Raw genomic sequence first — 26,039 nt, forward strand, 5'->3', positions numbered from 1 at the left:
CCGCCGCTGTGGCACGCTACTGTGCGGCGTGCAGCATCCCCTCGCGGGAGCGGCTGTGGTCGCGGGCGGGGTCGCGCTGATACAGATAATCGCGCGTGACGGGCACGGCATATTGCCGATGCGACAGCTGCATGTGGAAGACCGCCTGAAACGACTCCTCGAACGCGGCTTCGCAGACCGCCAGATAGAACCGCCACATGCGGATGAACCGCTCGTCATACATGGCACGCACGCGGGGCAGCGCCGCCTCGAACCGCTGCCGCCAGTGGTTGAGCGTGGGGCCGTAATGGCCGCGCAGCACCTCCACATCCGCGGCCCAGAGCCCTGTGCGTTCCACCGCCGCCGCCACTTCGGACAGCGAGGGCACATAGCCGCCGGGGAAGATATACCTGTCGATCCAGGCCGAGGTCGCGGCGGGCGGCGAGACATGGCCGATGGAATGGACCAGCGCCACGCCTTCCGGGGCCAGCAGGTCGTCGAGCTTGGCGAAATAGTCGTGCAGATGCGGCGCCCCCACATGTTCCAGCATGCCGACGCTGACGATGCGGTCAAAGCGGTCCTGCAGCAGCCGGTAATCCAGCAGGCGGAAATCGGTCCTGTCGGCAAGGCCTTCCTCTGCAGCGCGGCGGCGCGCGGTGGCAAGCTGGTTTTCCGACAGCGTGACCCCCGTCACATGCACGCCGTGATCGCGCGCCAGCGTCAGCGCCATGCCGCCCCAGCCGCAGCCGATGTCCAGCACCCGCATCCCCGGCTTCAGCAGCAGCTTCTGGGCGATATGGTCCTTTTTCGCCTGCTGCGCCTCCTCCAGCGACAGATCCGGATCGGTGAAATAGGCACAGGAATACTGCATGTCCCGGTCAAGGAAGAGCCGGTAAAGATCATCGGAAATGTCGTAATGATGCTGCACGTTGCGCTGCGACAGCAGCGGCGTGTTGCGCTGGACCAGCCCGCGCAGCTGCCCGCGCAGCGCATGGACCGCATTGACCCAGACCGGCAGCCGCCCGGCCTGCTGGTTGCGGATCAGAAGCGCCAGAAGATCGTAAAGCCGGTCGGATGGCACCTGCAGGCTGCCGTCCATGTAGCCCTCGCCAAGCGCCAGCACCGGCCGCAGGCACAGCGCGCGCAGCAGCCGGGCCTCCTTCAGCACCACCTCCGCCTCGGCGCCGCCGGGCCCGTAGTCGCGCACGGTGCCCTCCGGATAGGTGACCCGCAGCCGCCCGGTCACGATCAGGCGATGCAGCATTCTGTCGAGTACGGTTTCCCACATGTCACACCCCCGAGTGACCCTGTTCCAGAAAACGAAGCCAAACGCGCAGACTCGCAAAATTGTTCCCCTAGGTTACAACAGATGCGAAATATGGCAAAGACACCGGGCTTCCCTTGACTTCCCCCCCGCGCCCCTGTGTATCGGCGCCTGACTTTCAAGCAGTTTCCGAAGGGCACTCCACATGCATGCCTATCGCAGCCATACCTGCGCCGACCTGACCAAGGCCAACGAGGGCGAAACCGTTCGCCTGTCGGGCTGGGTGAACCGCATCCGCGACCATGGCGGCATCCTGTTCATCGACCTGCGCGACCATTACGGCATCACACAGGTGCTGTGCGATCCCGACAGCCCCGTCTTTGCATCGGTGGAAAAGCTGCGGGCGGAATGGTGCGTGCGCATCGACGGCGTGGTGAAGGCGCGCGATGCGAGCCTTGTGAACCCCAAGCTGCCCACCGGCGAGATCGAGGTGTTCATCCGCGATCTGGAGGTGCTGGGCGCCTCCGACGAACTGCCGCTGATGGTGTTCGGCGATCAGGAATATCCCGAGGAAACCCGCCTGCGCTACCGCTACCTTGACCTGCGCCGCGAGGCGATGCAGCGCAACATGGTGCTGCGGTCGGATGTGGTGTCGTCGATCCGCAAGCGGATGTGGGCGCAGGACTTCCGCGAATTCCAGACCCCGATCATCACCGCCTCCAGCCCCGAAGGCGCGCGCGACTTCCTCGTGCCGTCGCGGCTGCATCCGGGCAAGTTCTACGCGCTGCCGCAGGCGCCGCAGCAGTTCAAGCAGCTGATCATGGTGTCGGGCTACGACAAGTATTTCCAGATCGCGCCCTGTTTCCGCGACGAGGATCCGCGCGCCGACCGCTCGCCCACCGATTTCTACCAGCTCGACCTCGAAATGAGCTTCGTCACCCAGCAGGACGTGTTCGACACCGTGGCCCCCGTGGTCGCTGGCGTGTTCGAGGAATTTGGCGGCGGCAAGAAGGTCGACGCCCCCGAGACATGGGAACAGATCAGCTACGCCGATTCCGCGCTGTGGTATGGCACCGACAAGCCCGACCTGCGCAACCCGATCAAGATGCAGGTGGTGAGCGAGCATTTTGCCGGATCCGGCTTTGCCATCTTCGCCAAGCTGCTGGAACAGGACGGCACCGAAATCCGCGCCATCCCCGCCCCCACCGGCGGCTCGCGCAAATTCTGCGACCGGATGAACGCCTTTGCCCAGAAAGAGGGTCTGCCCGGCATGGGCTACATCTTCTGGCGCGAAACCGACGGCCAGATGGAGGCCGCAGGCCCCTTGGCCAAGAACATCGGCCCCGAGCGGACCGAGGCGATCCGCCAGCAGCTTGGTCTGGGCGTGGGCGATGCCGCCTTCTTCCTTGGCGGCAAGCCTGCCAGCTTTGAACGGGTGGCGGGCCGCGCCCGCACCGTGATCGGCGAAGAGCTTGGCCTGACCGACAAGAACCGCTTCGCCTTCGCGTGGATCGTCGATTTCCCGATGTATGAAAAAGACGAAACCACCGGCAAGATCGACTTCAGCCACAACCCCTTCTCCATGCCGCAGGGCGGGCTGGAGGCGCTCAAGGGCGATCCGCTGAAGGTTCTGGGCTTCCAGTATGACCTTGCCTGCAACGGTTACGAGCTGATTTCCGGCGCCATCCGCAACCACAAGCCCGAGATCATGTTCAAGGCGTTTGAGCTGGCAGGCTATGGCGAGGACGAGGTGCGGCGCCGTTTTGGCGGCATGGTCAACGCCTTCCGCTTCGGCGCCCCGCCGCATGGCGGCTGTGCGGCGGGCATCGACCGGATCGTGATGCTGCTGGCCGACACCGCCAACATCCGCGAGGTCATCATGTTCCCGATGAACCAGCGCGCCGAGGATCTGATGATGGGCGCGCCCTCCGAACCCACCTCGGACCAGCTCATGGAGCTGTCCCTGCGGGTCATTCCGCAGGAGTGAGCGCGATGCTGCAGACGTTGCGGGATCAGGGCTTCGACGTCCTGACCCGCAACCATGCGGAGGCGATCCTCGCCTTCGACTTCCCCGAGGAACTGGCCGAACTGGTCGCCGCCCTGACCGCCTTCCGCATCTCGCTTGCGGAACTGGTGGGGGGTGGCGGCGGCGAGTCGCGCCAGACCCAGCGGCTGCGCCACGCGCTGTCCGCCACCGGCTGGGCCAAGCACAGCTTCAACGTGCGCACCGTGGTCGACGGGCGCGAGCGCGAGGCGATCAGCCACGAGGTCGATCATGTGCGCTTTGGTCCCACCGGCACGCTGGCGCTGGAAATCGAATGGAACAACAAGGATCCGTTCTTTGACCGCGATCTGGAAAATTTCCAGCGGCTGCACGCGCTGTCGGCGATCAGTCTGGGCATCGTGGTGACCCGCGGCGCCTCGATGCAGGAGGCATTTTTTCCCCGCATCGCCGCATGGATGAACCAGCAGGGGCTGAATTCCGAAGCGGATCTGGACCGGCTCAACATCACCGAACGCACGCGGGCGCAGCGCGCCTCTGTCGCCACGCGCATGGCGCGCGGCATGTCCTTTGCCGAAGCCTTTGCCCGCACCTTCGTGACCAGCAAGTTCGGCCCCGCCTCCACCCACTGGTCAAAGCTGGAGGATCGCGTGGCGCGCGGGGTGGGCAACCCCTGCCCGCTGCTGCTGATCGGGCTGCCGGACAGCCTGCTGACCGATCAGCCGCTGGAGGATCCCGGCGCGCTGGACCTGTTCAGCCTGGACGACTGATCATTCCGCCGCGAGCGACGAATTGTAGGAATAGGTCTTCCAGCTGGGTTTGTAATCCGCATCCGCCTGATTGCCCCAGACCGTCCAGCCCTGACGCACGCCACGGCCAAACATCTCCAGATACGGACCCTTGGAGCAGCTTTCGATCAGCTCATACTGTTCGTCCGGCTTGCGCGAATGTTCGCGCTTGCGGGTTTGCAGCATGTTCACCTGACTGCGCCCCGGCGACAGGGTGCGCGCGTTGCGGCCCCTTGTCCCGAACAGCAGAAGTTCGGTCACGTTGCGGAAGTAGAACCCGACGCCGCGCCCGTCCGACCCGCCATCCTTGCGGATCTTGTGCCAGACGATGTTCGATTTGTATTCGAACCCCCACGAGGTCAGCACCTGCAGCCCTTCAGGCAGCAGCGCGTTGGGCACCCACAGGTAGCAATGCGCTGTATCTTCAAGGAAATCCGCGACAGGCAGCGCGCAGATATCCTCCAGCGTCATGGTCGGATAGCGGGCCAGCCGCTTATGTTCCGGCGCCACCTTTCCGGTACGGTTGGTGAACCGCCACGGCGGGTCCGCCATGACGGTGGCGAAACGGTCCCTTCCAAGGAACCCGGACAGGTCTTGCGCGGCGATTTGGCTCATGTCCAAGATATAGCCTCCGGTTCGCCCGCTTGTCACGCGGCTTTCAGCATCAAACACCAGCTTCTCACAGCCGGAACAAAATTGGAACTCCAGATCTGCGCCAGATGACGCAGAGAGGTCGGCCTGTTTCCGCCGCCCTGCCCGCCCGTTTCGCTACGGCAGAGATGAAATCCGGCCCGCGTGCGATTATCTTTGTGCAAAGCCCCTGCACGGAGCACCGCCATGGCCGCGTTCGATCCGATCCTTGCCGATATCCGTTTCGGCTGCGGCCTGTCGCCCCGGATCGCCCCTCCCGGCGAGGCCAAGGCGCTGCTGGCGCAGCTTGATGCCCCGGACAAGGTGGCAAAGCAGTTTCCGGTGGAGGATTTCGACACCTTCCTGACCCGGCTGCAGGCGCGGCTCGACTTTCGCGCCATCCGCAGCAAGGAAAAAGGCTCCCCCGCCGCCGAGAACGCGATCAAACAGCTCAAGCGTCTGAACAAGCAGGCCCGCACCGCGCAGATGCTCTGGCTCCGGCAGCAGCTGGCGCGCCGCGTGGTCACTCCGGCGCCCTTCCGCGAACGGTTGACCACCTTCTGGGCGGATCATTTCACCGCAACCGGCAAGACCGGGCTGCTGCGCTTCGGCAGTTCGCCCTATGTGGAAAGCGCGCTGCGGCCCCACCTTGGCGGGCGGTTCGAGGATCTGCTGATCGCCGCCGTCACCCATCCGCTGATGGTGCATTATCTGGACCAGACCCGGTCCATCGGCCCCAGCTCCCCCGCCGCGCAGGCGAAAAAGGCCAAATCCGGCGGGCTGAACGAAAACCTCGCCCGCGAGGTGCTGGAACTGCACACGCTGGGGGCTGACGGGCCCTATACTCAGGATGACGTGCGCGAACTGGCTGAACTGCTGACCGGGCTTACCATGACCGAACGGCAGGGGCAGCAGTTCCGCAAGGCCTTGGCCGAACCGGGGCGGGAAACCGTGCTGGGCGTGGCCTATGGCGATGGCAAGGGCGCGCGCCTGCGCGACGTCCATGCCGTGCTGCGCGATCTTGCCCGCCACCCCGCCACCGCGCGGCATCTGGCCCGCAAGCTTGCCGTTCATTTTGTCAGCGACACGCCCGATCCGGCGCTGGTCACGGCGGTGGAGCGCGCCTTTCTGGACAGCGGCACCGATCTGCGCGCGGGCTATGCCGCGCTGATCGGCCACCCCGCGACATGGGCGGCGGCCAGCCCGAACGTGAAACCGCCGCTGGACTTCATCGGTTCGGCGCTGCGCGCGCTGGCGGTGGATCCGGCGCGGCTGGTGAAGCTGGACGAAAAGCAGGGGCGGCAGCTGGTGCACTATCCCATGGCGCTGATGGGCCATGTCTGGGAAGACCCCGACGGGCCGGATGGCCTGCCCGAGGCCGACAGCGCGTGGATTTCGCCGCAGGGCCTGTCGGCGCGGCTGCAATGGGCCGTGGCCGTGCCGCAACAGCTGATGGCCGACCTGCCCGACCCCCGCGCCTTTGTCGAGGTGGCGCTGGGGCCGCGCGTCCCGCCCGCCGTCGCCTTTGCCGCCCGCGCCGCCGAAACCCGCGCCGATGGCGTGGGGCTGGTGCTGGCCTCCCCCGCTTTTCAGAGGATGTGAGCCATGGCTGCCGATCTGACCCGCCGCCTGTTCCTGACCCGCTCCGCCGCGCTGGGATGTTCGCTGGCGGCAAGCCCGCTGATCACGCCGGTGACCTTTGCCGCAACCCCCGGCGACGCGCGGCTGGTGGTCATCATCCTGCGCGGCGCCATGGACGGGCTGGGCGCGGTGATGCCGCATGGCGATCCGGCCTATGCCGGGCTGCGCGGCGCCCTGCCCGAAGGCGCGGCGGATCTGGACGGGTTCCATGCGCTGCATCCCGCGCTCGCGCCGCTGATGCCGCTGTGGCAGCAGGGCCAGCTGGGCGTGGTGCATGCCGTATCCACCCCCTATCGCGACAAGCGCAGCCATTTTGACGGGCAGGATCTGCTGGAGGCGGGGATCACCGACCTCAGCGCCGGGCTTAGCCGCGATGGCTGGCTGAACCGGCTGCTGCAGCACTATCCGGGCGTAGGCACCGACACCGCCTATGCCATCGGGCGCGATGCGCTGCCGATCCTTGGCGGTGCGGCGCCGGTGTCGCGCTGGTCGCCAGAGGCCGATCTGACGCTAAGCCCGCAGGCGCTGAAGCTCGCCGAACTGGTGATGCAGGATGATCCGCTGTTCGCGGCGGCGCTGGCGCAGGCCTATGACATCACCAGCCAGCCAGAGATGGGCGGGTCGGACCAGCCAAAGGCGCGGGGCAAGAAGGGCCCTTCGCCCGAAGGCCGGATCGCCGAATTTGCCGCGCAGCAGCTTTCGGGGGCGGCGCGCATCGCGTCTTTTTCGATCAACGGCTGGGACACGCATGACAGGCAGGAGGTGGCCCTGACCCGCGCGCTGGCCAAGCTGTCCGAGGTGATCCTGACCCTGCGCGACGGGCTGGGCGGGCCGGTCTGGCAGCAGACGGCGGTGATTGCCATGACCGAATTTGGCCGCACCGTGCGGCTGAACGGCACCGGCGGCACCGATCACGGCACCGGCGGTGCCATGATCCTTGCCGGGGGTGCGATCCGTGGCGGGCAGGTGGTGGCGGACTGGCCCGGCCTGACCGAGGCCGACCTGTATGCCCGCCGCGATCTGATGCCCACCCGCGACCTGCGCGCCCATGCCGGCTGGATCATTCAGGGCCTGTTCGGGCTGGACCGCGGCGTGGTGGAACGCACCGTCTTTCCGGGGGTGGATCTGGGCGCCGATCCCCGGCTGCTGCTGTAGTCAGATCGCCACTCGCTCGGCCAGCCGGTCCTGCACCAGTCCGGCCAGCCGCGCGACATCGGGCTGGACCGGCCTGCCCTGCGCATGGGCGGTGGCCAGCCGCTGCGCCGCCTGTTCCAGCACGTGATCCCCCGCGCTATGCGCCACGCCGCGCAGGAAATGGGTCACATAGCCCAGCAGGTGATCGTCCGCCTCGTCCCCCAGCACATCGGCGGCATGGGCCATGTCATCGCGATAGGCCAGCGGATCGGGGCGGATCACGTCGTCGCAGACCAGCCGCATGCCCTTGGGCCGCCGCTCTTCGGGCAGCTGCGCCAGAATGGTGTTCTGGAAAATCGCAAGGCTTTCCACCGGTTTCGGCAGGAAATCATCCGCCCCCGCCGCCAGCGCCACATCCTCCGCGAAGCGGTCGCCGCTGGTGCCAAGGATCACCGACACCCGCGGCGCGGCTGCCGCCAGATCGGCGATCAGTTCGGCGCCGGACCCATCGGGCAGGCCCAGATCGATGATCACCACCGTGGGGCGATACACCGCCAGATGCCGCCGCGCCGATTGCAGGCAGTCCGCCCGCCGGATCCGCGCCCCGCTGCGCAGGCAGAGCAGCCGCATGGCATCACAGGCATAGCGGCTGTCTTCCACCACCAGAACCGTCATGCCCAGCAGGGGCCGCGACTGCGACGGCCGCGCGATCGGGTTCAGTCCATCCTTGTCGGTCATCTGAGTCTCCTTCAGCCACCCCCGCATCCTCCGGTCTCCTCCCTAACAGGCGGTTAATGGACGCACCCTCCTTGCGAGAATCCCCTCGGCCAAGCCATAAGCGGGACCAGCCTTGCCCTTGGAGTGTCCAGCATGATCGGTCGCCTGAACCATGTCGCCATCGCCGTCCCCGACCTTGACGCCGCCGCCGCGCAGTATCGCTGCACGCTGGGGGCAAAGGTCGGCGCGCCGCAGGACGAACCCGATCACGGCGTGACCGTGATCTTCATCGAACTGCCCAACACCAAGATCGAACTGCTGTATCCCTTGGGCGAAAATTCCCCGATCGCGGGATTTCTGGAAAAGAACCCGTCAGGCGGGATTCATCACGTCTGCTACGAGGTGGATGACATTCTGGCGGCGCGGGACCATCTGAAAGCGGCGGGCGCCCGCGTGCTGGGCACCGGCGAGCCCAAGATCGGCGCCCATGGCAAACCCGTGCTGTTCCTGCATCCGAAGGATTTTCAGGGCACGCTGGTGGAACTGGAACAGGTTTGACCGACCGACAGGAGATATTTGAATGGCCATCACTTCCGCGCTCGTGCTTTACGCCGTGATCTGGTTCATGACCTTTCTCTGCGTGATCCCGCTGCGGCTGAAAACGCAGGGCGATCTGGGGCAGGTCGTGCCCGGCACCCATGCCAGCAGCCCCGAGGTGCACAACCTCAAGCGCAAGGCGATCATCACCAGCGGCGTCGCGCTGGTGATCTGGGCGATCCTTGCCACCATCATCCTTGGCGGCTTCATCACCGTGCGCGACATCGACAGCTGGATGTTCAACCGCATGGCACCGCTCAGCGGATCCTGACCGGATCAGCCTGCGGGGCGCTGGCCCTGCAGGCGGTGGAACAGATGGGTGAAGGTCGCGGCCCCCAGAATGGGGATCAGCAGGTTCACCAGCGGGATGGTCAGCGGCAGCGCCATCAGCACCCCGGCGATCCAGATCGTGCCCAGATGGCGGCGGCGCAGGCGCGTCGCCTCGGCGCGCCCGACGCGCCGGATGGCGGCAAGGGTGAAATATTCCCGCCCCAGCAGAAAGCCGTTCAGCCCCCAGAAGATGAAGGGCGCGAAGGGCGCAAACATCAGATACAGCACCAGCGCCACGAGGTTGGCGAGGATCAGCACCCCCAGAAAGGCGGCGCTGTCGCGCAGTTCCTCGGTCCATGGCACGTTGCGGCCCGGGCCAAGTGCCGGATAATGCCGGTCCTCCACCGCCTGCGCCACCTCGTCCAGAAAGAACGAGGTGATGGCGGAGGCCACGGGCACCATCAGCACCACCGACAGCAGCAGCATCAGCGGCACCGCGCCCCAGCTGATGGCGGTGTCGACCCATGTGATCTGGCCGATCCATGGCAGGGTGACGCTGTCGCCCACCAGCCAGCCCACCAGCCAGACAAAGGCGACATAGATCGCGATGAACACCCCCACCGTCAGCGCCAGCCCCTTGAGCAGCACCGACCGGAACCGGACATCACCCAGCTGGGCGAGCGCGGCGAAGAAAGACGCAAGGATCATGTGTCCATCCATGTGGTGATGCGGTCCAGATCCGGGCGCGGACGGTCCGGCGGCGCAGAGGTTTCGGTGCCGATATGCAGAAAGCCCGCCACCCGCTCCTGCGGGGCAAGGCCAAGCTGCTGCTCGCCGAAGGCGCGGTCATGCGCCACCCAGCCGCTGAGCCAGTTGGCCCCCCAGCCCGAGGCCAGCGCGGCATTCAGCAGCGCCAGACAGACGGCGCCTGCGGAATAGGTCTGTTCCAGCGGCGGGATCTTGGGGCTGTCCTTCTGCACCTCCACCACCACCACGCAAAGCGGGCTGTCGGCAAAGGCGGCGCGGGCCTTGGCGGCCTGATCCTCGTCCAGACCCAGCGCTGCGGCGCGGCCCGTGGCGGCAAGCGCCAGCCGCTCCAGCGCGGTGCGGCCCAGCACGATGAACCGCCACGGCTCCAGCTTGCCATGGTCGGGGCTGCGGGCGGCGGCGATCAGAATCGGCACCAGCTGGTCGCGGTCCGGCGCGGGGGTGGTCAGGGTCTTGGCCGGGCGAGACCGCCGGGTCAGCAGGAAGTCCATCGCCTGCGGGTTGGGGCTGGGCATGCGCATCTCCTTGGATTGCCGGTTCTATGTCAGCCTTTGCGGCGCGGGATTCAACCGCCCGCGTTGCCGGATCCGCAGGCGGCTGCTACAGCCAGCGGCATGGAGGATCTGCGCCATCTTGCCCTGCCCGGCACCACGCTTGCCCTGCGCGTCACCCCGCGCGCCGCGCGCAATGCCGTCACGCTGAAGGACGGGCAGCTGCGCGTCACCGTCACCACCGTGCCGGAGGACGGCAAGGCCAATGCCGCCGTGGTGCAGCTGCTGGCCAAGGCGCTGGGGATTCCAAAATCGCGGCTGACGCTGGTCCGGGGCGCCACATCGCGCGACAAGCTGTTCCGGATCGAGCCGTGATCAGCGCTTGGCGCGGGTATAGACGCCTTCGGGCAGGCTGAGCGCCGCCGCCAGATCCTTCATCTGCGACAGCGACAGGGTGATCCGGTTCACGCGGTCGGTGCGCGGGTCATACTGTTCGACCGTGATACATTCCTCGAAACTGGAAACGATCACGTCTTCCTGCAAATGTGGGCTGCCCTCGTCGACGAGGGTGACCACGGTGGCGTCAAATTCGTGCTCTATGCTGAACATGGGCTCAGCCTAGACCAGCCCCGTGGTCCTGCCCAGCCCCGAAATCGCATCTGCGTGTATGCCCGTGGCGGCAGGCTGGCGCCGCGCCCGCAGCCGGGCTACGCTTGGCCCAAGGTCCACCCCGAACCGGAGAGCGCGCCACCGATGCACCGCCTGATTCCCCTTGTCCTCGCCCTGCTGACCATGGCCGGCTGCGCCACCGTGCCCGTAATGACCAATCCCGGCCAGCCCTCCGCGATCCAAGGCCAGCCTGCGGAACGGGCGGCACGGCAGTTCGTGCAGGTGGTGGACCGGGTGGAACCGGTGGCGGAGGCGGAATGCCGCCGCCTGCTGCGGATGTCCGCCAATTGCGATTTCCTGATCGTGGTGGATGACCGTCCGGGGCAGGAGCCCAACGCCTTTCAGACGCTGGATCGCTCTGGCCGGCCCATTCTTGCCTTCAACATCCCGCTCATCCAGTCGGTGGACAATGCTGACGAACTGGCCTTCGTCATGGGGCACGAAGCGTCGCATCACATCCTTGGGCATCTGGGCCGGGTGCAGCAGGACGCGACCATCGGCGCCATCGTGTTTTCCGGGCTCGCCGCCATGACCGGGGCGGATGCCCAGTCCGTGCGCTCTGCCGAGGAATTCGGCGCCTCGCTGGGGGCGCGCACCTTTACCAAGGATTACGAGCTGGAGGCCGACCAGCTTGGCACCATCGTCACGCTGCGCGCGGGCTATGATCCGGTGCGGGGGGCGGAATTCTTCACCCGCCTGCCCGATCCCGGCAACCGCTTCCTTGGCACCCACCCGCCGAACGCCGCCCGCATGGAAATCGTGCGCCGCACCGCCGAAGCCGCGCGCGCGGGCGGAGTCTGATCCACACCCCGCGACATTGACCTGCATCAAGGGCGGCGCGCCCGCCCGATGCTACGCTTCCCCGGTCTGACAGGTCACAGAGGGAGGCCCCGATGCCCGGACGCGAAGATCTGAAACGCCACGCCCGGCTGGTCGATGACATGGCGACAGCGCTTGGCCTTGACCTGCAGGAGCAGATGCTGCGCGGCAGGCTCGACATGGACGGGCTGGAGGAGGCGGTGTTCAGCTGCACCGCCTGCACCCGTCCCGGCGACTGCGAAAGCTGGCTCGCGCAGCATAACGGGGCGCCGGAGCAGGCCGCGCCGGACTACTGCCGCAACGCCACCCTGTTCAGCGATCTGCGCAAGGGCTGAGCCGTGACCGGCGCCAGACCCCGCCCGCCGCGGCCCTTGGGCGATGCGACAGAGCATTACTGGCGCGTGCAGCGCATGGCCCGCGCCACCGGGCTTGATCTGGTGGAGGCGCAGCAGGATGGCGCGCTGGATCCGCGACACTGGGCGGGGATGGTGCGGCGCTGCCGGGGCTGCGCCTGGGCCGAGGCCTGTGGCCGCTGGCTCGACCGCCCCGAGGACAGCCCGCGCCCCCTGCCCGAGGGATGCGCCAACCGGCGGCTCTTTGGCACGTTGCAGGCGCTGGCGCAGACCGGTGCCTGAGGCCCCAGACAGAAACGGCCCCCGAATTGGGGGCCGTTTCTATTCGGGGCAGAGCCGGGCAGGATCAGTCGGCGCGCAGGCCGCCTGCCGATTCCTTGATGGCGTCGTACTGGCCGGACGGGCGGAAGCGCCACAGATATTCCGGCAGCACCGCTTCGGGCGCGGTGGGGGTGATGCCCAGTTCGGCAAAACCGCGCGCGCCTTCGGACACCACGTTGTCCTTGCGCAGCATCACCACCTGATCGCGGGTGATCTGCGCCGGAAACAGCCCGCCGGTCATGCGCTGGCCAAATTCCGACACGCTGGCGATGATGTTCGCCACGCCATAGGGGATGTCCGCGATCAGACGGCGGCGGCGGATCACCTTCAGCATGCCCTCCATCAGCTCGCGGAAGGTTTCCACCTCCGGCCCGCCCAGTTCATAGATGCCGGGCGACGCTTCGCCCGTGGCGCCCTTGACCGCGGCATGCGCCACGTCATCGACATAGACCGGCTGGAACCGGATGTTGGCCCCCACCACGGGCAGCACCGGCCCCATGCGCGACATGCCCGCGAAGCGGTTGAAGAAGCCGTCACCGGGGCCGAAGATCACCGAAGGCCGCAGGATCACGGCACCGGGGAACGCCGCCATCACCGCATCCTCGCCAAGCGCCTTGGTCCGGGCATAGGCCGACTCGCTGTCGCGGTCCGCCCCCAGCGCCGAGATATGGACCATATGCGCCACGCCCTGTTCGGCGGCGATGCGGGCGATGCGCGCGGCGCCTTCGTGCTGCACCGCGTCAAAGCTGTTCTTGCCCCGGGCATCGAAGGTGCCCACGCAATTGACCACCGCATCGGCGCCCATCATCACCGACCGCACCGACTCGTCGTTGCGGATGTTGCACAGCACCGGCTCCACCTGACCGACCGTGCCATAGGGGCGGACAAACAGCGCCTCGTTCGGACGCCGGACGGCGACGCGGACGCGCCAGCCAAGCTTGGCCATACGACGGGCGACGTAACGACCGACAAAGCCGGATCCCCCATAAATGGTGACGAGTTTGCTCATCTGGCGACTCCTGCTGCGAGGTTCTCCGGACCTGAATACCCATGCAGGCCGGGCCGGGCAAGGTGGCGTGGTGTCGCCGGGAAAACGAAATGAAAAAAACCCGTTGACACTGTTTGCTACTCCCCTTAAACGCCCCTTCACCACCTGTGCCCAGGTGGCGGAATGGTAGACGCGCTGGCTTCAGGTGCCAGTGGCCGCAAGGCCGTGGAGGTTCGAGTCCTCTCCTGGGCACCACTTACTCCCCCCTAAAAATCTCCCGATATGTCCCGCCGCTCGCAGCGGGATCGCGGGCGTTTTGCTGTGCACGCCCCGTCGAGCCAGAGCCATGTCCGCGCGCGTCCTGCGCCCACAGATGCAGGGCTGCAACAGTCGCGGCATATACTTGACAGAAACACTTGAGAAATCCGTCCCCAGAGCGTCTTTGACCGGCAAAGCAAGCTTTTCGCCAGCCAGACACCCTTTCAGGTCAGGATCCGTCCCATGGCGACAAAACGCGCAAGCCTTGCGTCCGGCACAGCCATTCTTCTACTTGTGTCGATGGGCACGCTGGTCGGCACCGCCCGCGCCCAGTCCACAGACTCCGAAACCGCCGGTGACGGCTACCTTGGCACGCTGGTCATCAGCGCCGAGGACCAGATCAAGCAGGCGCTCGGCGCCTCGACGGTGACCGGGGAAGATCTGGAAAAGCAGCCTGTCGTCAATGATATCGCCGACATCATCCGCAAGCAACCCGGCGTCAACCTGACCGGCAACAGCGCCTCTGGCCAGCGCGGCAACCAGCGCCAGATCGACATTCGCGGCATGGGTCCGGAAAACGTGCTGATCCTTGTAGATGGCCGCCCGGTGACCTCGCGCAATGCGGCGCGCATGGGCCGTCAGGGCGAACGCGACACGCGCGGCGATTCCAACTGGGTGCCCGCCGAACTGGTGGAGCGGATCGAGGTGATCCGCGGCCCGGCTGCCGCCCGCTATGGCTCTGGCGCGGCGGGCGGTGTGGTCAACATCATCACCAAAAAGCAGCTCGACGAACCGACCGCACAGGTCAGCCTGCATTTTGATGCCCCCGAAAGCGACAAGGAGGGCGTCACCCGCCGCGCCAACGTGCTGTTCGCAGGCCCGCTGAACGACCGGCTGAGCTACCGGCTTTATGCCAATGTCAACAAGACCGATGGCGACGATCCGGACATCAACGAGGGCGAGGCCGCTGGCAGCGAAGGGGTCACCAACCGCGATCTGGGCGCCCTGCTGAGCTGGCAGCTGAACGCGCAGAACACGCTGGATTTCGAACTGACCCATTCTCGGCAGACCAACCTTTTTGCGGGGGAAACCGGCTTCGGCTCGGGCGTGACCGAGGAAATCGGCGACGACACCACCGGCACCTTCAGCCCCGTGGGCGAAGAAACCCGCCGCGACACGCGCACCGTTCTGGCGGTCACCCATACTGGCGATTACGATTTCGGCAGTTCGCAGAGCTATCTTCAGTATGAACGCACGCTGAACAGCGCGCTGTGCCAAGGCACGTCCGGCGGTGGCGAGGGCACGCTGTCCTATTGCGTCGACAGTGACGGCGACGGCACCAATGACGATGTGGCGTGGGTCGATACCGACTATGACGCGCTGTCGGGCAAGACGCAGTGGGATCTGTATGGCAGCCTGATGGGGGCGGAAACCACCTATACGCTGGGGGCCGAACTGCGGGCCGAGCGCATCAATCAGGACATCCCCGACGCGCTGCTGGCCGCCAGCCCGACCCGCGACGAGTTCAAGGACGAAGACGCCAAGCGCCAGACCATCTGGGGCGTCTATTCCGAAGCCAACATCCTTGTGAACGACCGGCTGACCCTGACTCCGGGCCTGCGCTACGACAGGTCCGACAAGTTCGGCGGCAACTGGTCGCCCAGCCTGAACGCCACCTATGATTTCGACGACGAATGGTCGATGAAAGTGGGCATCGCGCGGGCGTTCAAGGCGCCGAACCTGTTCCAGCTGAACCCGGATTACTATTACAACACCATGGGCATGGGCTGCCCGGACGGGTTCAGCGGCCCCTGCCGGATTCAGGGCAATGCCGATCTGGATCCGGAAATCTCGATCAACAAGGAAATCGGCGTGGCCTATAACGGCCTTTCGGGCCGCAGCTTCAGCCTGACCTATTTCCACAACGATTACCGCGACCGCATCGCTGCGGATGTGGTCGGCGGCGAGGTCGATCCATCCACCGGCGGCTCCGTCTTCCAGTGGGCAAACGTGCCCGAAGCGGTGGTGGCGGGCTGGGAAGGCAATTTCTACACCCCGATTGCCGAGGATTTCGCCTTCAACATGAACTTCACCGTGATGACGGAATCGGAAAACAAGCAGACCGGCAACCCGCTGAGCCTTGTGCCCGATTACACGGTCAACGCGGCGCTGGACTGGCAGGCCACCGACGATCTGCTGCTGCGGCTGTCGGCCACCCATTACGGCACGATCCCGACCATCACCACCACGCTCAGCACCAATGTCGAGGTCACCGACGAGGCCGATCTGACCGAGCGTGATCCCTACACGCTGGTCGATCTGTCAGCCAAATGGGATCTGGGCGACGACTCCCACATCTCTGCGGGGGTCACCAACCTGTTCGACACCTCGATCGAGCGCACCGGCAACGGGTCGGAGACCTTCAACGAACCGGGGCGTGCCTATTTCATCGGTCTGACCAAGACCTTCTGATCGGCTCGTCCCGACCATTACGGGCCGCCCGGATCCGCTCCGGGCGGCGCCGCAGTTCCGGAGCAGCGCATGACCGCCCCCCAGCCCGATTACCTGACCGATCACGACTATCCGCCGGTGTTCCATCCCGAACAGGCGCCCGGCTGGCTGGCGGCGGTGCTGGTGGCGCTGGGGCATCCCGCGCCCGCGCGGGGGCACTGGTGCGAACTGGGCTGCGGCGAGGGGTTCAGCGCCGCGCTGCTGGCCGCCGCCAATCCCGACATGCGCTTTACCGGCATCGACCTGAACCCGCGCCATATCGCCACCGCCCGCGCCCGGGCCAAGGCGGCGGGGCTCGACAATCTGGAGTTTCACTGCGCCGATCTGCGCGATCCGCAGGGGCTGGCGGGGCCCTTCGACATGATCGTGACCCATGGCGTGCTGTCATGGGTGGGACCAGAGGTGCGCACCGCCCTCGCCGCCTTCATCGCCACCCATCTGGCGCCCGGCGGCGTCGCGGCGGTGCAGTATATGAGCGAACCGGGTGGTGCCGCCTTCCGCGCCTTTCACGCCGTGTTCCGGGCCTGCGCCGGGGCGCCCGATCCGGTGGCCGAAGGGCTGGCCCGGCTGGCCGCGCTGCGCGAGGCAAAGGCCGGGTTTTTCCAGATGCACGCCCATGCCGCGCAGACGCTGGACAACCTGCTGACCCAGCCGCCCGGCTATATCCGGCACGAATACATGAACGCCACCTTTCAGCCGCTGGCCTTCGGCGAGGTGGCGGGGCTGTTTTCCGATCGCGGGCTGGTCTGGCGGGGCAGCGCCACGCCGCTCGACAACATCGATGCCGCCTCGATCCCCGAACAGGCGGCGCGGAGCCTTGCTGGCGTGCGCGACACTGTGCTGCGCGAGACGATGAAGGATCTCGCCCGCAATCAGGCGCTGCGCTACGATCTGTTCACCCGGCCCAAAGCCCCCGCCGGGGACGAGGCGCATCTGGCGCTGCTGCGCGGCGTGGTCTGGGCGCTGCTGCCCGGCGCGCCGCCGCCTGCCGCGCTGACCTTCACCACCCCCATCGGCCCCGTGGAGGCGGATCCCCGGCTTTATGCGCCGCTGCTGACGCGGCTGGCGCAGGGTCCGGCCCGGTTCGGCGATATCGAGACCATCCCGCCCTTTGCCGGGCGTCCGGGGCTGCTGAATCAGGCGCTGCAGATGGCGCTCTGGGCCGGGATTGCGCATCCGCTGGGGCGCGCGCCGCGCGCGCCGGGGGCAGCGCGGCTCAACCGGCTGCTGCTGGCAGAGGCCGCACAGGGCGCGCGGGTGCCCGCGCTCTGCGCGGCGCCGCTGGGGAGCGGGCGGGCGGTGCCCCCTGCGCAGATGGCCGATCTGGGCGCGGGGGGCGGGCCGCAGGCGCTGCGCGCGCTGTTCGGGCTGGACCGGGGCTGAGCCGCAGCAAAAACCCCGCCGCGCAGAACCGCGCGGCGAGGTCTGTGGCATCGCAAGGCGCCCGCCCCCAGGGGCAGGCACGGGATCAGAAATCGAGGTTTTCGACGTTCAGCGCGTTCTGCTGGATAAAATCGCGGCGCGGTTCGACCACGTCGCCCATCAGCTTGGTGAACATGTCATCCGCTTCGGCCATATCGTCGATCTTGACCTGCAGCAGGGTGCGCGCATCCGGATCCAGCGTGGTTTCCCACAGCTGGCCCGGGTTCATCTCGCCCAGACCCTTGTAGCGCTGCAGGGACAGACCCTTTTCGCCCTCTTCCAGAATCGCCTGCAGCAGCCCCAGCGGGCCATAGATCGCCTGCTTGCGGTCCTTGCGTTCCAGCGTGGCGGGCAGGTCATAGACCGCTTGCAGCGCCTGCGTGAAGCTGCCGGTGCGCCGCGCCTCGCCCGAGCGCAGCAGCGAGCCGTCCAGCGTGCGCACCTCTTCGACGCCGCGCAGGATGCGGGCCAGACGGATGCCGCGATCCTGCGTGATCCGCCCCTGCCAGCCGCGTTCGTATTCCACCGCGATCAGATCCAGACGCTTCGCCACCTTGTCGGCGACCCCCTGCAGATCCTGTTCCACCGCGCCGGGCACGAAGGCGCCGGAAATCGCCGCCTGTTCCAGAATATGCCGCGGGTAATGGGTGGGGAAAGCATCCAGCACCCGCTTCAGCTGCCGCGCCTCGTCGATGACCCGCGCCAGATCCTGCCCGGCCATCGCCTCGCCCGTGCCCAGCACCAGCTGCGCGCCGTCCAGACCCTGATTGATCAGGTAATCGTCCAGCGCCGCCTGATCCTTGACATAGACCTCGGACTTGCCGCGCGTCACCTTGAACAGCGGTGGCTGCGCGATATACAGAAACCCGCCTTCGATCAGCGAGGGCATCTGCCGGTAGAAGAAGGTCAGCAGCAGCGTGCGGATATGCGCGCCGTCCACGTCTGCATCCGTCATCAGGATGATCTTGTGGTAGCGCAGCTTCGAGATGTTGAATTCATCCCGCCCGATGCCGGTGCCAAGCGCCATCACCAGATTGCCGATCTCCTGCGAGGCCAGCATCCGGTCAAACCGCGCCCGCTCCACGTTCAGGATCTTGCCCTTCAGCGGCAGGATGGCCTGCGTGCCCCGGTCGCGCCCGGTCTGGGCGGAGCCGCCGGCGGAGTCACCCTCGACGATGAAGAGTTCGGTCTTGGACGGATCCTTTTCCGAACAGTCCTTCAGCTTGCCCGCCAGAAAGTTCACGTCCATCGCCGTCTTGCGACGGGTCAGTTCGCGGGCCTTGCGCGCGGCTTCCCGCGCCAGCGCCGCCTCGACGATCTTGCCGACGATGATCTTGGCCTGTCCGGGGTTTTCCTCGAACCACTCGCCCAGCTTCTCGTTCACCAGATTCTCGACCGCGGGCCGCACTTCGGAGGAAACGAGCTTGTCTTTGGTCTGGCTGGAGAATTTGGGATCCGGCACCTTCACCGACAGCACGCAGGTCAGACCTTCGCGGGCATCATCGCCGGTGAAGCTGATCTTTTCGCGCTTGGCGATGCCGCTTTCGGTGGCGTAGCGGGTCAGCGTCCGGGTCAGCGCGCCGCGGAAGCCCGCCATATGCGCGCCACCGTCCCGCTGCGGGATGTTGTTGGTGAAGGGCAGCACGTTTTCGTGGTAGCTGTCATTCCACCACATCGCCACCTCGACCCCGATGCCGTCGCGTTCGCCGGTCATGTAGATCGGATCCGCCATCATCGGCTGCTTGGAGCGGTCGAGATATTTGACGAATTCGCGCACGCCGCCTTCGTAATGCAGTTCGGACCGCAGCGGTTCGGCGGGGCGTTCATCCTCCAGCAGGATCCGCACCCCGGAATTCAGGAAGGCCAGTTCGCGCAGGCGCTTTTCCAGCGTCTCGAAGCTGTACTCGAGGTTAGAGAAGGTGCCGGTGGAGGCCAGAAACCGCACTTCGGTGCCCTGTTCGCCATTGGAATCGCCCACGACGCGCAGATGCTCGACCGTGTCGCCATGTTCGAACCGGGCGTAATGTTCCTTGCCATTGCGCCAGATCCGCAGCTCCAGCCAGACCGACAGCGCGTTGACCACGGACACGCCCACACCGTGCAGACCACCCGAGACCTTGTAGCTGTTCTGGTCGAATTTGCCGCCCGCATGCAGCTGGGTCATGATGACCTCTGCCGCGGACACGCCCTCTTCGGTGTGCATGTCCACGGGGATGCCGCGGCCATTGTCGCGCACGGACACGGAACTGTCGGCGTGAATCTTCACGCTCACAAAATCCGCGTGGCCCGCCAGCGCCTCGTCGATGCCGTTGTCCACGACCTCATAGACCATGTGATGCAGGCCAGAGCCATCGTCCGTATCCCCGATATACATACCGGGACGCTTGCGGACTGCCTCCAACCCTTTGAGAACCTTGATGGAATCCGCGCCGTATTCCTGCGGTGCGCTTGCCGGTTCGGCCATGCCGCCTTCCTTCATGATTTTTGTTGGTTTTATACGGGTTTCCGCAAAGAATGTCACGCCGCTGACACAAGATTTGGTATCACAACCGGCGGTTTTCAACGACCGATTGGCCCTCACGTTCCGTGACTTCCAGATACTGCGCCCGGGCGCCCAAGTCCATGAACAACTCGGGTCCGGTCCCGGTCATCCACGCCTGCGCCCCCAGCGCACAGATTTCATCATAAAGCGCCGCGCGGCGGGAGGCGTCCAGATGGGCCGCCACCTCGTCCAGCAGCAGAAGCGGCGGCGTGCCGGTTTCCGCCGCCAGCGCCCGGGCATTGGCAAGGATCAGCGATATCAGCAGCGCCTTCTGTTCGCCAGTGGAGCAGTCCTGTGCAGCCACGCCCTTGGCCGCGAACACGCCCGCCAGATCGGCGCGATGCGGCCCCAGCAGGGTGCGCCCCGCCATCATGTCGCGGCCCCGGTGATCGGCCAGTGCGGCGCGCAGATCCGCCGCAGCCTCTGGCAGCGGCGCCTCGCCCTCCAGCAGCGACAGGGTGGCGGCGGGAAACTGCGTCTCCGCCCCGTCCTGCGCCTGCGCCAGCCGGTCCAGCGCCGCGCGGCGGTTGGCGGTCAGCAGGGCGCCGCTTTGCGCCATCTGGTTTTCCAGCGCCGCATACCAGTGACCATCGCGCACCTCGTCGCGCAGCAGCCGGTTGCGTTCGCGCATGGCCTTTTCATAGGTCAGGCTGTGATCGGCATGATCCGGAAAAAAGCTCAGCGTCATGCGGTCCAGAAACCGCCGCCGCCCCTCTGGCGCCTCGATCCACAGCCGGTCCATGGCGGGGATCAGCCACAGCACCCGCACCAGCCGCGCCAGATGCACCTGCGGCGCGGGCTTGCCATCCACGCTGACCTGACGCGCGGCGCCGTGATCGGACAGGAAGGCAAGGTCATGCGCGCTGTCGCCGTCGCGCAGCAGGCCGGTCACCTTCCACCCCAGCGATTCCGGGCGCCGCACCATGTCCTGCGCCGAGGCGCGGCGCAGCCCCCGCCCCGGCGAAAACAGCGACACCGCCTCGATCAGATTGGTCTTGCCCGCGCCATTGGGGCCGAAGATCGCCACCGGACGCGCGTCAAGATCCAGTGCGATCCGCGTATGGGACCGGAAATGCGACAGCGTCAGGCGGGACAGATGCTGGACCATGGCCCGATGCTATCGCCGATCCGGGCGCGCGCTGCAAACGGGATGCGCGCCGCCTCAGACCCGCATCGGCATCACGACATAGACCGCAGACATGTCGCCACCCTCGCGCATCAGGGTCGGATCGCCCGAGGAGTTGAACAGGAACACGGCGTTTTCCCGGTCCACCTGACTGGCGATTTCCAGCAGATACTTGGCGTTGAAGCCGATCTCCAGCGGCTCGTCGGCATAGGCGACGGCCAGCTCTTCCTCGGCGGCGCCGCTGTCGGGCGCGTTGACCGACAGGATCAGCCGGTCCTCGTCCAGCTGCAGCTTCACCGCGCGCGACCGTTCCGACGACACCGTGGCCACGCGGTCCACCGCCTTGGCGAACTCGCCCGCGTCCACTTCCAGACGGCGGGTGTTGTTGGTGGGGATCACGCGGGAATAATCGGGGAAGGTGCCGTCGATGACCTTGGAGGTAAGGGTGATCTGCGGCGTGGCAAAGCGCACCTTGGTTTCCGACACCGACACGTCGATGTCCATGTCATCCTCGTCCAGCAGCTTGCGCAATTCGCCCACGGTCTTGCGCGGGACGATCACGCCGGGCATGCCTTCGGCCCCGCCGGGCAGCGGCGCATCGATGCGCGCCAGCCGGTGGCCATCGGTCGCCACGCAGCGCAGCACCCGGCCATCTTCGCCGTCAGACACATGCATGTAGACGCCGTTGAGGTAATAGCGGGTTTCTTCGGTGGAAATGGCAAATTTCGACTTGTCGAACAGCCGCCGCAGCACCTCGGCCTTGGCCGTGAAGTTGGAGCTGTATTCCGACGAGGCCATCACCGGGAAATCTTCTTTCGGCAGCGTCGCAAGACTGAAGGTCGAGCGGCCAGCCGCCACGGTCAGCCGTCCGGAGGCGGCATCCGCCGTCAGCCCCACCAGCGCGCCATCGGGCAGCTTGCGCACGATTTCATGCAGCGTCACGGCAGACACCGTGGTGGATCCGGCCCGCTCCACCTGAGCGGGGGCACGGTCCAGAACCTCGATGTCCAGATCGGTGGCGCGGAAGCTGACCGCATCGCCCTCGGCCTCGATCAGCACATTGGCAAGGATCGGGATGGTATTGCGCCGTTCGACCACCGATTGCGCCTGACTTACGGCCTTGAGCAGCGTCGCCCGTTCAATGCTGACTTTCATCACCCTGTTCCTCCGTGGGCCGGAGGTGCCGCCCGGCATCGTGCCGGAACCGCTCCAACCTGTTTTGCGATTGATCCGACGCTTTCACGACAGCGTCAAGTCCGCGGGGCCGCCTTGCGGCAGCCCCGGGCGGATGTGTTGTGACGGGGTCTCAGGCTTCCAGCGCGCGGCGCAGAAGCTCGACGTCATCGGCGATCTGGCTGTCCTGACTGCGCAGCTCTTCGATGCGCTTGACGCCATGCATGACCGTGGTGTGGTCGCGCCCGCCGAAGCGGCGACCGATTTCGGGTAGCGACCGGGCGGTCAGCTGCTTGCAGAGATACATCGCCACCTGCCGCGGGCGGGCAAAGTTGCGCAGCCGCTTCGGCCCGATCAGGTCGCTGAGCCGGATGTTGTAGTGATCCGCCACCTTGCGCTGGATCTCCTCGATGGAGATCTTGCGGTCCGAGGCGCGCAGCACGTCGGCCAGACAGTCCTGCGTCAGTTCCATGGTGATGGGCTGGCCCACCAGCGAGGCAAAGGCGAAGAGCCGGGTCAGCGCGCCTTCCAGCACCCGCACGTTGGTCGAGATGCGGTGCGCCAGAAACTCCAGAATGCCGTCATCGATCTTCAGCGAGGGATATTGCGCGCGGTAGTTCATCACCTTGGACTGCAGGATGCCAAGACGCAGTTCATAATCGGTGGGGTGCAGGTCCACCACCAGCCCCGACTGCAGGCGCGACCGGATGCGGTTTTCCAGATCCTTGATCTCGTCCGGCGCACGGTCGGCAGAGATGACGATCTGCTTGTTCTGGTCGACCAGCGCGTTGAAGGTGTGAAAGAATTCCTCCTGCGTGGAATCCTTGCCCGCGATGAACTGCACGTCATCGACCATCAGCACGTCGACGGACCGGAACAGCTCCTTGAAATCCATCATGCGGCGTTCGCGCAGGGCCTGCACGAAACGATACATGAACTGCTCCGCCGACAGGTAAAGCACGTTGAGATCGGGCCGGTTGTTGCGCAGCTCCAGCGCGATGGCGTGCATCAGGTGGGTCTTGCCCAAGCCCACGCCGCCATACAGGAACAGCGGGTTGAAGGTGACGGTTTCCGCCTCCGCCACGCGGCGCGCGGCGGCATGGGCCAGCTCGTTCGGCTTGCCCACGATGAAATTGTCGAACGTGAACCGGCCATCCAGCGGCGCGCCGGGCAGCAGGTCGTTGGACGCAGCCGCCTGAGCCGGGGCCGAAGCTGCAGGGGCCGAAGCCGCTGCGGGACGCGGCGCCGGACGCTGCAGATTGGCGACGCGGAACTGGATCCGGCGCACTGTGGTATCTAGGGACGCCAGCTGTGACAGCAGCAGGTCGCCAAAGTTCTGCGACACATACGTGCCGATAAAGTTCGTGGGCGCCAGGAGAACCGCCACCCCGTCGGCCTCCATTCCGTGGAATTGCAGCGGCTTGATCCACGTCCGGTAGTTGTTCTCACCGATCGTGTCGCTCAGCCTGTCCTGCAATGCGCCCCACTGTTCCTTCGTCATCAACCCCGCTCCGTTTTGGTCTGTCCTTCGGGTCTTCACACACACTGGCCCCGAACGGTCACACAGCCCGGAACGCAAGACACCCTCCCGTGCCGAGTGAGCACAGGTGCGGGGATGGCCTGCCATCCCCGGCGTCACAGACACAAAAGGAGTGCCTCCGGAAAATCCCAATCCGGAGCATCCCTGACTTGCGCTGTGCGCGCGTATTGCTGGACTGGCCGGGCGCCTTAGCCCTCAGCTCCAAAGGTCTGAGCAGCAGACCTTTGAATCGGCGGAACATATCTCACGAAATTGTGGACCTTTTCCGCGTGCCTGTCCCCCCAAGCGATGTGACTCGCTCGGGCAAATTACCAACCTTCGCGGAACGGCAGCAACCGATCTTCAAACTTGACTCCGGTGAATCCCCTAAAAGAATCTATCTTTCGTAAATGTAGGGTCTGAAACGAAAAAAGGCACCACATGAAGTGGCGCCTTTTCCATCAAGACAAATGTCCTGTGTGGCTTTTCAGCCCAGCGATTTGACCCGCGAGGACAGGCGCGAAATCTTGCGCGAGGCGGTGTTCTTGTGGAAGACGCCCTTGGTCACACCACGCATCAGCTCGGGCTGAGCGGCGCGCAGGGCGGCGGTGGCGGCGTCCTTGTCGCCAGAGGCCAGCGCCTCTTCGACCTTGCGCAGGAAGGTGCGGATGCGCGACCGGCGGGCTTTGTTGACGGCGTGACGCTTCTCGTTCTGACGAGCGCGCTTCTTGGACTGGGGCGAATTTGCCATTTGGATCGGTCCTGTCTTTGTCTCAGGGTCTGAATTTTGGGCGCGCGAAAGCCGCCAGACCCGGACCTGTCATTGTCGGACCGATTCCTGCCAGAGCGGGCATCACGCGCATGTAACGGCGGCGCATAGACCATTTTCCGCCCAATGCAAAGCCCCGGCGGCATCCGACATGGGATTTTGGGCAAAAATCCTGTAAAAGGGGAGTCCCTGCAAGCAGGGGACGAGCCCATTCTGACCGAGGAGGACAGACATGAACGCGATGCAGATCTCTCAGGCCGCTCAGGCGCTTTACCGCAGCCATGGCGGACGGGCCGAAGCGGAAGCCGCCCAGAAGGCCCGGGAAAAGACCGCCAGTGGCCAGACCGCCGAAGCGCAGGACTGGCGCGCGATTCAGGCCGCCATCCGCCGCGTGCGCGGGCCGCTGCAGAAATGATCTCTGGGGCCCGCCCGTCGCGGCGGGCCCGGTTCCGGCTCAGCGGTCGCGGAACTGCGCGGTGCGCTTCTCCAGAAAGGCGGCCATGCCTTCTTTCTGGTCTTCCGTGGCGAAAAGCGACTGAAACAGGCTGCGTTCGGCCATCAGGCCTTCGGTCAGGGTCGTTTCATAGGCGCGGTTCACCGCCTGCTTGGCCGCCATGGTGGCCAGCACCGATTTTTCGGCGATCTTGGCCGCCGCCTGATGCGCCTCGTCCATCAGCTGCTTGGCGGGCACGACGCGGCTGACCAGCCCCGCACGCTCCGCCTCTTCGGCATCCATGAACCGGCCCGTCAGGTGCATGTCCATGCTTTTGGACTTGCCCACATAACGCGTCAGGCGCTGCGTGCCGCCGATGCCGGCGATCACGCCCAGATTGATCTCGGGCTGGCCGAATTTCGCCGTGTCCGACGCGATGATGAAGTCGCACATCATCGCCAGTTCGCAGCCGCCGCCCAGCGCATAGCCCGACACCGCCGCAATCACGGGCTTGCGCACGCGTCCGATCGCGTCAGAGGCCGTGCCGAAATAATCGCCGAGGAACATCTCGACAAAGCTCTTCTCGGACATCTCCTTGATGTCGGCCCCGGCGGCAAAGGCCTTGGCCGAGCCGGTCACGATGATGCACCGCACCTTGTCGCTGGCATCCACCTCGGCCAGCGCCTGCGACAGCTCGCCCAGAAGCTGGCTGTTGAGCGCGTTCAGGGCATCGGGTCGGTTCAGGGTGATCGTAGCGACCTCGTCGTCTACTTCGACGATAATCGTCTCATAGGCCATGACTTCGGGCTCCCGTCCGTTGGCATTGTCGCGCAGCCTTAACAACTTGATGCCTGC

The 26,039-nt window shown here is 66.0% G+C and carries 26 protein-coding genes and 1 tRNA gene; 14 read left to right on the forward strand and 13 right to left on the reverse strand.

Annotation, left to right across the window (positions count from 1 at the left end; all coding sequences use genetic code 11):
- Nucleotides 1-16: 16 nt before the first annotated feature.
- Nucleotides 17-1,267 (reverse strand): SAM-dependent methyltransferase, encoded by a 1,251-nt coding sequence (locus tag BLR51_RS01760; protein ID WP_089842834.1) that lies wholly within the window; start codon nt 1,265-1,267, stop codon nt 17-19.
- Nucleotides 1,268-1,448: 181 nt separating this feature from the next.
- Here BLR51_RS01760 and aspS point away from each other — a divergent pair, with 181 nt between their 5' ends.
- Both aspS and BLR51_RS01770 read left to right on the forward strand, forming a co-directional pair.
- Nucleotides 1,449-3,230, forward strand: coding sequence for an aspartate--tRNA ligase (aspS, locus tag BLR51_RS01765; protein WP_089842837.1), 1,782 nt, complete (start codon nt 1,449-1,451; stop codon nt 3,228-3,230).
- 5 nt (nt 3,231-3,235) lie between these two features.
- Nucleotides 3,236-4,015 (forward strand): BglII/BstYI family type II restriction endonuclease, encoded by a 780-nt coding sequence (locus BLR51_RS01770; RefSeq protein WP_089842840.1) that lies wholly within the window; start codon nt 3,236-3,238, stop codon nt 4,013-4,015.
- Here the strand turns inward: BLR51_RS01770 and BLR51_RS01775 are convergent, their stop codons facing one another.
- A complete protein-coding gene (locus BLR51_RS01775) occupies nt 4,016-4,648 on the reverse strand; it encodes an MT-A70 family methyltransferase (protein ID WP_089842843.1) in 633 nt (210 codons plus the stop codon).
- Nucleotides 4,649-4,870: 222 nt separating this feature from the next.
- Between BLR51_RS01775 and BLR51_RS01780 the strand changes: the two genes are divergently transcribed.
- Both BLR51_RS01780 and BLR51_RS01785 read left to right on the forward strand, forming a co-directional pair.
- Nucleotides 4,871-6,265 carry a DUF1800 domain-containing protein gene (locus BLR51_RS01780; RefSeq protein ID WP_089842845.1) on the forward strand — a complete coding sequence of 465 codons (1,395 nt, stop codon included), beginning with the start codon at nt 4,871-4,873 and terminating at the stop codon, nt 6,263-6,265.
- Between the two features lie 3 nt (nt 6,266-6,268).
- Nucleotides 6,269-7,459 carry a DUF1501 domain-containing protein gene (locus BLR51_RS01785; protein ID WP_089842848.1) on the forward strand — a complete coding sequence of 397 codons (1,191 nt, stop codon included), beginning with the start codon at nt 6,269-6,271 and terminating at the stop codon, nt 7,457-7,459.
- Here the strand turns inward: BLR51_RS01785 and BLR51_RS01790 are convergent, their stop codons facing one another.
- Nucleotides 7,460-8,176 carry a response regulator transcription factor gene (locus BLR51_RS01790; protein WP_089842851.1) on the reverse strand — a complete coding sequence of 239 codons (717 nt, stop codon included), beginning with the start codon at nt 8,174-8,176 and terminating at the stop codon, nt 7,460-7,462.
- Nucleotides 8,177-8,308: 132 nt separating this feature from the next.
- On the opposite strand from BLR51_RS01790, the gene mce reads away from it, so the two are divergent.
- Entirely contained in the window at nt 8,309-8,713 is a 405-nt protein-coding gene (mce, locus tag BLR51_RS01795) for a methylmalonyl-CoA epimerase (protein WP_089842854.1), read from the forward strand.
- Nucleotides 8,714-8,735: 22 nt separating this feature from the next.
- A complete protein-coding gene (locus tag BLR51_RS01800; protein WP_089842856.1) occupies nt 8,736-9,023 on the forward strand; it encodes a DUF1467 family protein in 288 nt (95 codons plus the stop codon).
- 5 nt (nt 9,024-9,028) lie between these two features.
- On the opposite strand, the gene BLR51_RS01805 is transcribed toward BLR51_RS01800, so the two are convergent.
- Complete coding sequence (locus BLR51_RS01805; protein ID WP_089842859.1) at nt 9,029-9,730, reverse strand: EI24 domain-containing protein; 702 nt, start codon at nt 9,728-9,730, stop codon at nt 9,029-9,031.
- Nucleotides 9,727-10,305: a nitroreductase family protein gene (locus BLR51_RS01810; RefSeq protein ID WP_089842862.1), complete on the reverse strand. Its 579-nt coding sequence runs from the start codon at nt 10,303-10,305 to the stop codon at nt 9,727-9,729. Before BLR51_RS01810 ends, BLR51_RS01805 begins: the two co-directional genes overlap by 4 nt.
- Nucleotides 10,306-10,404: 99 nt before the next feature.
- Between BLR51_RS01810 and BLR51_RS01815 the strand changes: the two genes are divergently transcribed.
- Nucleotides 10,405-10,656: a DUF167 domain-containing protein gene (locus BLR51_RS01815; protein ID WP_089842865.1), complete on the forward strand. Its 252-nt coding sequence runs from the start codon at nt 10,405-10,407 to the stop codon at nt 10,654-10,656.
- Here BLR51_RS01815 and BLR51_RS01820 read toward each other — a convergent pair whose 3' ends face one another.
- A complete protein-coding gene (locus BLR51_RS01820; RefSeq protein WP_089842868.1) occupies nt 10,657-10,890 on the reverse strand; it encodes a DUF8831 family protein in 234 nt (77 codons plus the stop codon).
- 144 nt (nt 10,891-11,034) lie between these two features.
- Between BLR51_RS01820 and BLR51_RS01825 the strand changes: the two genes are divergently transcribed.
- The 3 genes from BLR51_RS01825 (at nt 11,035) to BLR51_RS01835 (ending at nt 12,404) form a co-directional block, all read left to right on the forward strand.
- Nucleotides 11,035-11,751 carry a M48 family metallopeptidase gene (locus BLR51_RS01825; RefSeq protein WP_089842871.1) on the forward strand — a complete coding sequence of 239 codons (717 nt, stop codon included), beginning with the start codon at nt 11,035-11,037 and terminating at the stop codon, nt 11,749-11,751.
- Nucleotides 11,752-11,843: 92 nt separating this feature from the next.
- Nucleotides 11,844-12,104 carry a DUF6455 family protein gene (locus BLR51_RS01830; RefSeq protein WP_089842874.1) on the forward strand — a complete coding sequence of 87 codons (261 nt, stop codon included), beginning with the start codon at nt 11,844-11,846 and terminating at the stop codon, nt 12,102-12,104.
- A gap of 3 nt (nt 12,105-12,107) precedes the next feature.
- Nucleotides 12,108-12,404, forward strand: coding sequence for a DUF6455 family protein (locus BLR51_RS01835; RefSeq protein WP_089842877.1), 297 nt, complete (start codon nt 12,108-12,110; stop codon nt 12,402-12,404).
- Between the two features lie 64 nt (nt 12,405-12,468).
- Here the strand turns inward: BLR51_RS01835 and BLR51_RS01840 are convergent, their stop codons facing one another.
- Nucleotides 12,469-13,452: a complex I NDUFA9 subunit family protein gene (locus BLR51_RS01840; RefSeq protein WP_089842880.1), complete on the reverse strand. Its 984-nt coding sequence runs from the start codon at nt 13,450-13,452 to the stop codon at nt 12,469-12,471.
- A gap of 148 nt (nt 13,453-13,600) precedes the next feature.
- On the opposite strand from BLR51_RS01840, the gene BLR51_RS01845 reads away from it, so the two are divergent.
- The 3 genes from BLR51_RS01845 (at nt 13,601) to BLR51_RS01855 (ending at nt 17,583) form a co-directional block, all read left to right on the forward strand.
- Nucleotides 13,601-13,686, forward strand: a tRNA-Leu gene (locus BLR51_RS01845).
- Nucleotides 13,687-13,932: 246 nt separating this feature from the next.
- Complete coding sequence (locus tag BLR51_RS01850; RefSeq protein WP_089842883.1) at nt 13,933-16,161, forward strand: FepA family TonB-dependent siderophore receptor; 2,229 nt, start codon at nt 13,933-13,935, stop codon at nt 16,159-16,161.
- 69 nt (nt 16,162-16,230) lie between these two features.
- Nucleotides 16,231-17,583, forward strand: a complete 1,353-nt coding sequence (locus BLR51_RS01855; RefSeq protein WP_089842886.1) for a class I SAM-dependent methyltransferase — start codon at nt 16,231-16,233, stop codon at nt 17,581-17,583.
- An 85-nt stretch (nt 17,584-17,668) separates the two neighbouring features.
- Here BLR51_RS01855 and gyrB read toward each other — a convergent pair whose 3' ends face one another.
- The 5 genes from gyrB to rpsT all read right to left on the reverse strand — a co-directional run bounded on the left by gyrB (nt 17,669) and on the right by rpsT (nt 24,733).
- Nucleotides 17,669-20,086 carry a DNA topoisomerase (ATP-hydrolyzing) subunit B gene (gene gyrB / locus BLR51_RS01860; protein ID WP_089842890.1) on the reverse strand — a complete coding sequence of 806 codons (2,418 nt, stop codon included), beginning with the start codon at nt 20,084-20,086 and terminating at the stop codon, nt 17,669-17,671.
- Nucleotides 20,087-20,165: 79 nt separating this feature from the next.
- On the reverse strand, nt 20,166-21,272 hold the full coding sequence (gene recF / locus BLR51_RS01865; RefSeq protein ID WP_089842893.1) for a DNA replication/repair protein RecF: 1,107 nt from the start codon (nt 21,270-21,272) through the stop codon (nt 20,166-20,168).
- Nucleotides 21,273-21,326: 54 nt separating this feature from the next.
- Nucleotides 21,327-22,445, reverse strand: coding sequence for a DNA polymerase III subunit beta (gene dnaN / locus BLR51_RS01870; RefSeq protein WP_089842897.1), 1,119 nt, complete (start codon nt 22,443-22,445; stop codon nt 21,327-21,329).
- A gap of 151 nt (nt 22,446-22,596) precedes the next feature.
- Nucleotides 22,597-23,964: a chromosomal replication initiator protein DnaA gene (gene dnaA / locus BLR51_RS01875; RefSeq protein WP_230794847.1), complete on the reverse strand. Its 1,368-nt coding sequence runs from the start codon at nt 23,962-23,964 to the stop codon at nt 22,597-22,599.
- A 505-nt stretch (nt 23,965-24,469) separates the two neighbouring features.
- The gene (gene rpsT / locus BLR51_RS01880) at nt 24,470-24,733 is read right to left on the reverse strand and encodes a 30S ribosomal protein S20 (protein WP_089842902.1); all 264 of its coding nucleotides are present in this window, start codon (nt 24,731-24,733) and stop codon (nt 24,470-24,472) included.
- A 250-nt stretch (nt 24,734-24,983) separates the two neighbouring features.
- On the opposite strand from rpsT, the gene BLR51_RS01885 reads away from it, so the two are divergent.
- Nucleotides 24,984-25,166 (forward strand): hypothetical protein, encoded by a 183-nt coding sequence (locus BLR51_RS01885; RefSeq protein WP_089842905.1) that lies wholly within the window; start codon nt 24,984-24,986, stop codon nt 25,164-25,166.
- A 39-nt stretch (nt 25,167-25,205) separates the two neighbouring features.
- On the opposite strand, the gene BLR51_RS01890 is transcribed toward BLR51_RS01885, so the two are convergent.
- Nucleotides 25,206-25,982 (reverse strand): enoyl-CoA hydratase, encoded by a 777-nt coding sequence (locus BLR51_RS01890; protein WP_089842909.1) that lies wholly within the window; start codon nt 25,980-25,982, stop codon nt 25,206-25,208.
- Nucleotides 25,983-26,039: the final 57 nt, after the last annotated feature.

It is taken from the genome of Salipiger marinus, from assembly GCF_900100085.1.
Lineage (GTDB): Bacteria > Pseudomonadota > Alphaproteobacteria > Rhodobacterales > Rhodobacteraceae > Salipiger > Salipiger marinus.

Bases quoted from the DNA above. Each gene is read 5' to 3' on its own strand.
- BLR51_RS01760 (WP_089842834.1), bottom strand. From the start codon at position 1,267: ATGTGGGAAACCGTACTCGACAGAATGCTGCATCGCCTGATCGTGACC.
- aspS (WP_089842837.1), top strand. From the start codon at position 1,449: ATGCATGCCTATCGCAGCCATACCTGCGCCGACCTGACCAAGGCCAAC.
- BLR51_RS01770 (WP_089842840.1), top strand. From the start codon at position 3,236: ATGCTGCAGACGTTGCGGGATCAGGGCTTCGACGTCCTGACCCGCAAC.
- BLR51_RS01775 (WP_089842843.1), bottom strand. From the start codon at position 4,648: ATGAGCCAAATCGCCGCGCAAGACCTGTCCGGGTTCCTTGGAAGGGAC.
- BLR51_RS01780 (WP_089842845.1), top strand. From the start codon at position 4,871: ATGGCCGCGTTCGATCCGATCCTTGCCGATATCCGTTTCGGCTGCGGC.
- BLR51_RS01785 (WP_089842848.1), top strand. From the start codon at position 6,269: ATGGCTGCCGATCTGACCCGCCGCCTGTTCCTGACCCGCTCCGCCGCG.
- BLR51_RS01790 (WP_089842851.1), bottom strand. From the start codon at position 8,176: ATGACCGACAAGGATGGACTGAACCCGATCGCGCGGCCGTCGCAGTCG.
- mce (WP_089842854.1), top strand. From the start codon at position 8,309: ATGATCGGTCGCCTGAACCATGTCGCCATCGCCGTCCCCGACCTTGAC.
- BLR51_RS01800 (WP_089842856.1), top strand. From the start codon at position 8,736: ATGGCCATCACTTCCGCGCTCGTGCTTTACGCCGTGATCTGGTTCATG.
- BLR51_RS01805 (WP_089842859.1), bottom strand. From the start codon at position 9,730: ATGATCCTTGCGTCTTTCTTCGCCGCGCTCGCCCAGCTGGGTGATGTC.
- BLR51_RS01810 (WP_089842862.1), bottom strand. From the start codon at position 10,305: ATGCCCAGCCCCAACCCGCAGGCGATGGACTTCCTGCTGACCCGGCGG.
- BLR51_RS01815 (WP_089842865.1), top strand. From the start codon at position 10,405: ATGGAGGATCTGCGCCATCTTGCCCTGCCCGGCACCACGCTTGCCCTG.
- BLR51_RS01820 (WP_089842868.1), bottom strand. From the start codon at position 10,890: ATGTTCAGCATAGAGCACGAATTTGACGCCACCGTGGTCACCCTCGTC.
- BLR51_RS01825 (WP_089842871.1), top strand. From the start codon at position 11,035: ATGCACCGCCTGATTCCCCTTGTCCTCGCCCTGCTGACCATGGCCGGC.
- BLR51_RS01830 (WP_089842874.1), top strand. From the start codon at position 11,844: ATGCCCGGACGCGAAGATCTGAAACGCCACGCCCGGCTGGTCGATGAC.
- BLR51_RS01840 (WP_089842880.1), bottom strand. From the start codon at position 13,452: ATGAGCAAACTCGTCACCATTTATGGGGGATCCGGCTTTGTCGGTCGT.
- BLR51_RS01850 (WP_089842883.1), top strand. From the start codon at position 13,933: ATGGCGACAAAACGCGCAAGCCTTGCGTCCGGCACAGCCATTCTTCTA.
- BLR51_RS01855 (WP_089842886.1), top strand. From the start codon at position 16,231: ATGACCGCCCCCCAGCCCGATTACCTGACCGATCACGACTATCCGCCG.
- gyrB (WP_089842890.1), bottom strand. From the start codon at position 20,086: ATGGCCGAACCGGCAAGCGCACCGCAGGAATACGGCGCGGATTCCATC.
- recF (WP_089842893.1), bottom strand. From the start codon at position 21,272: ATGGTCCAGCATCTGTCCCGCCTGACGCTGTCGCATTTCCGGTCCCAT.
- dnaN (WP_089842897.1), bottom strand. From the start codon at position 22,445: ATGAAAGTCAGCATTGAACGGGCGACGCTGCTCAAGGCCGTAAGTCAG.
- dnaA (WP_230794847.1), bottom strand. From the start codon at position 23,964: ATGACGAAGGAACAGTGGGGCGCATTGCAGGACAGGCTGAGCGACACG.
- rpsT (WP_089842902.1), bottom strand. From the start codon at position 24,733: ATGGCAAATTCGCCCCAGTCCAAGAAGCGCGCTCGTCAGAACGAGAAG.
- BLR51_RS01885 (WP_089842905.1), top strand. From the start codon at position 24,984: ATGAACGCGATGCAGATCTCTCAGGCCGCTCAGGCGCTTTACCGCAGC.
- BLR51_RS01890 (WP_089842909.1), bottom strand. From the start codon at position 25,982: ATGGCCTATGAGACGATTATCGTCGAAGTAGACGACGAGGTCGCTACG.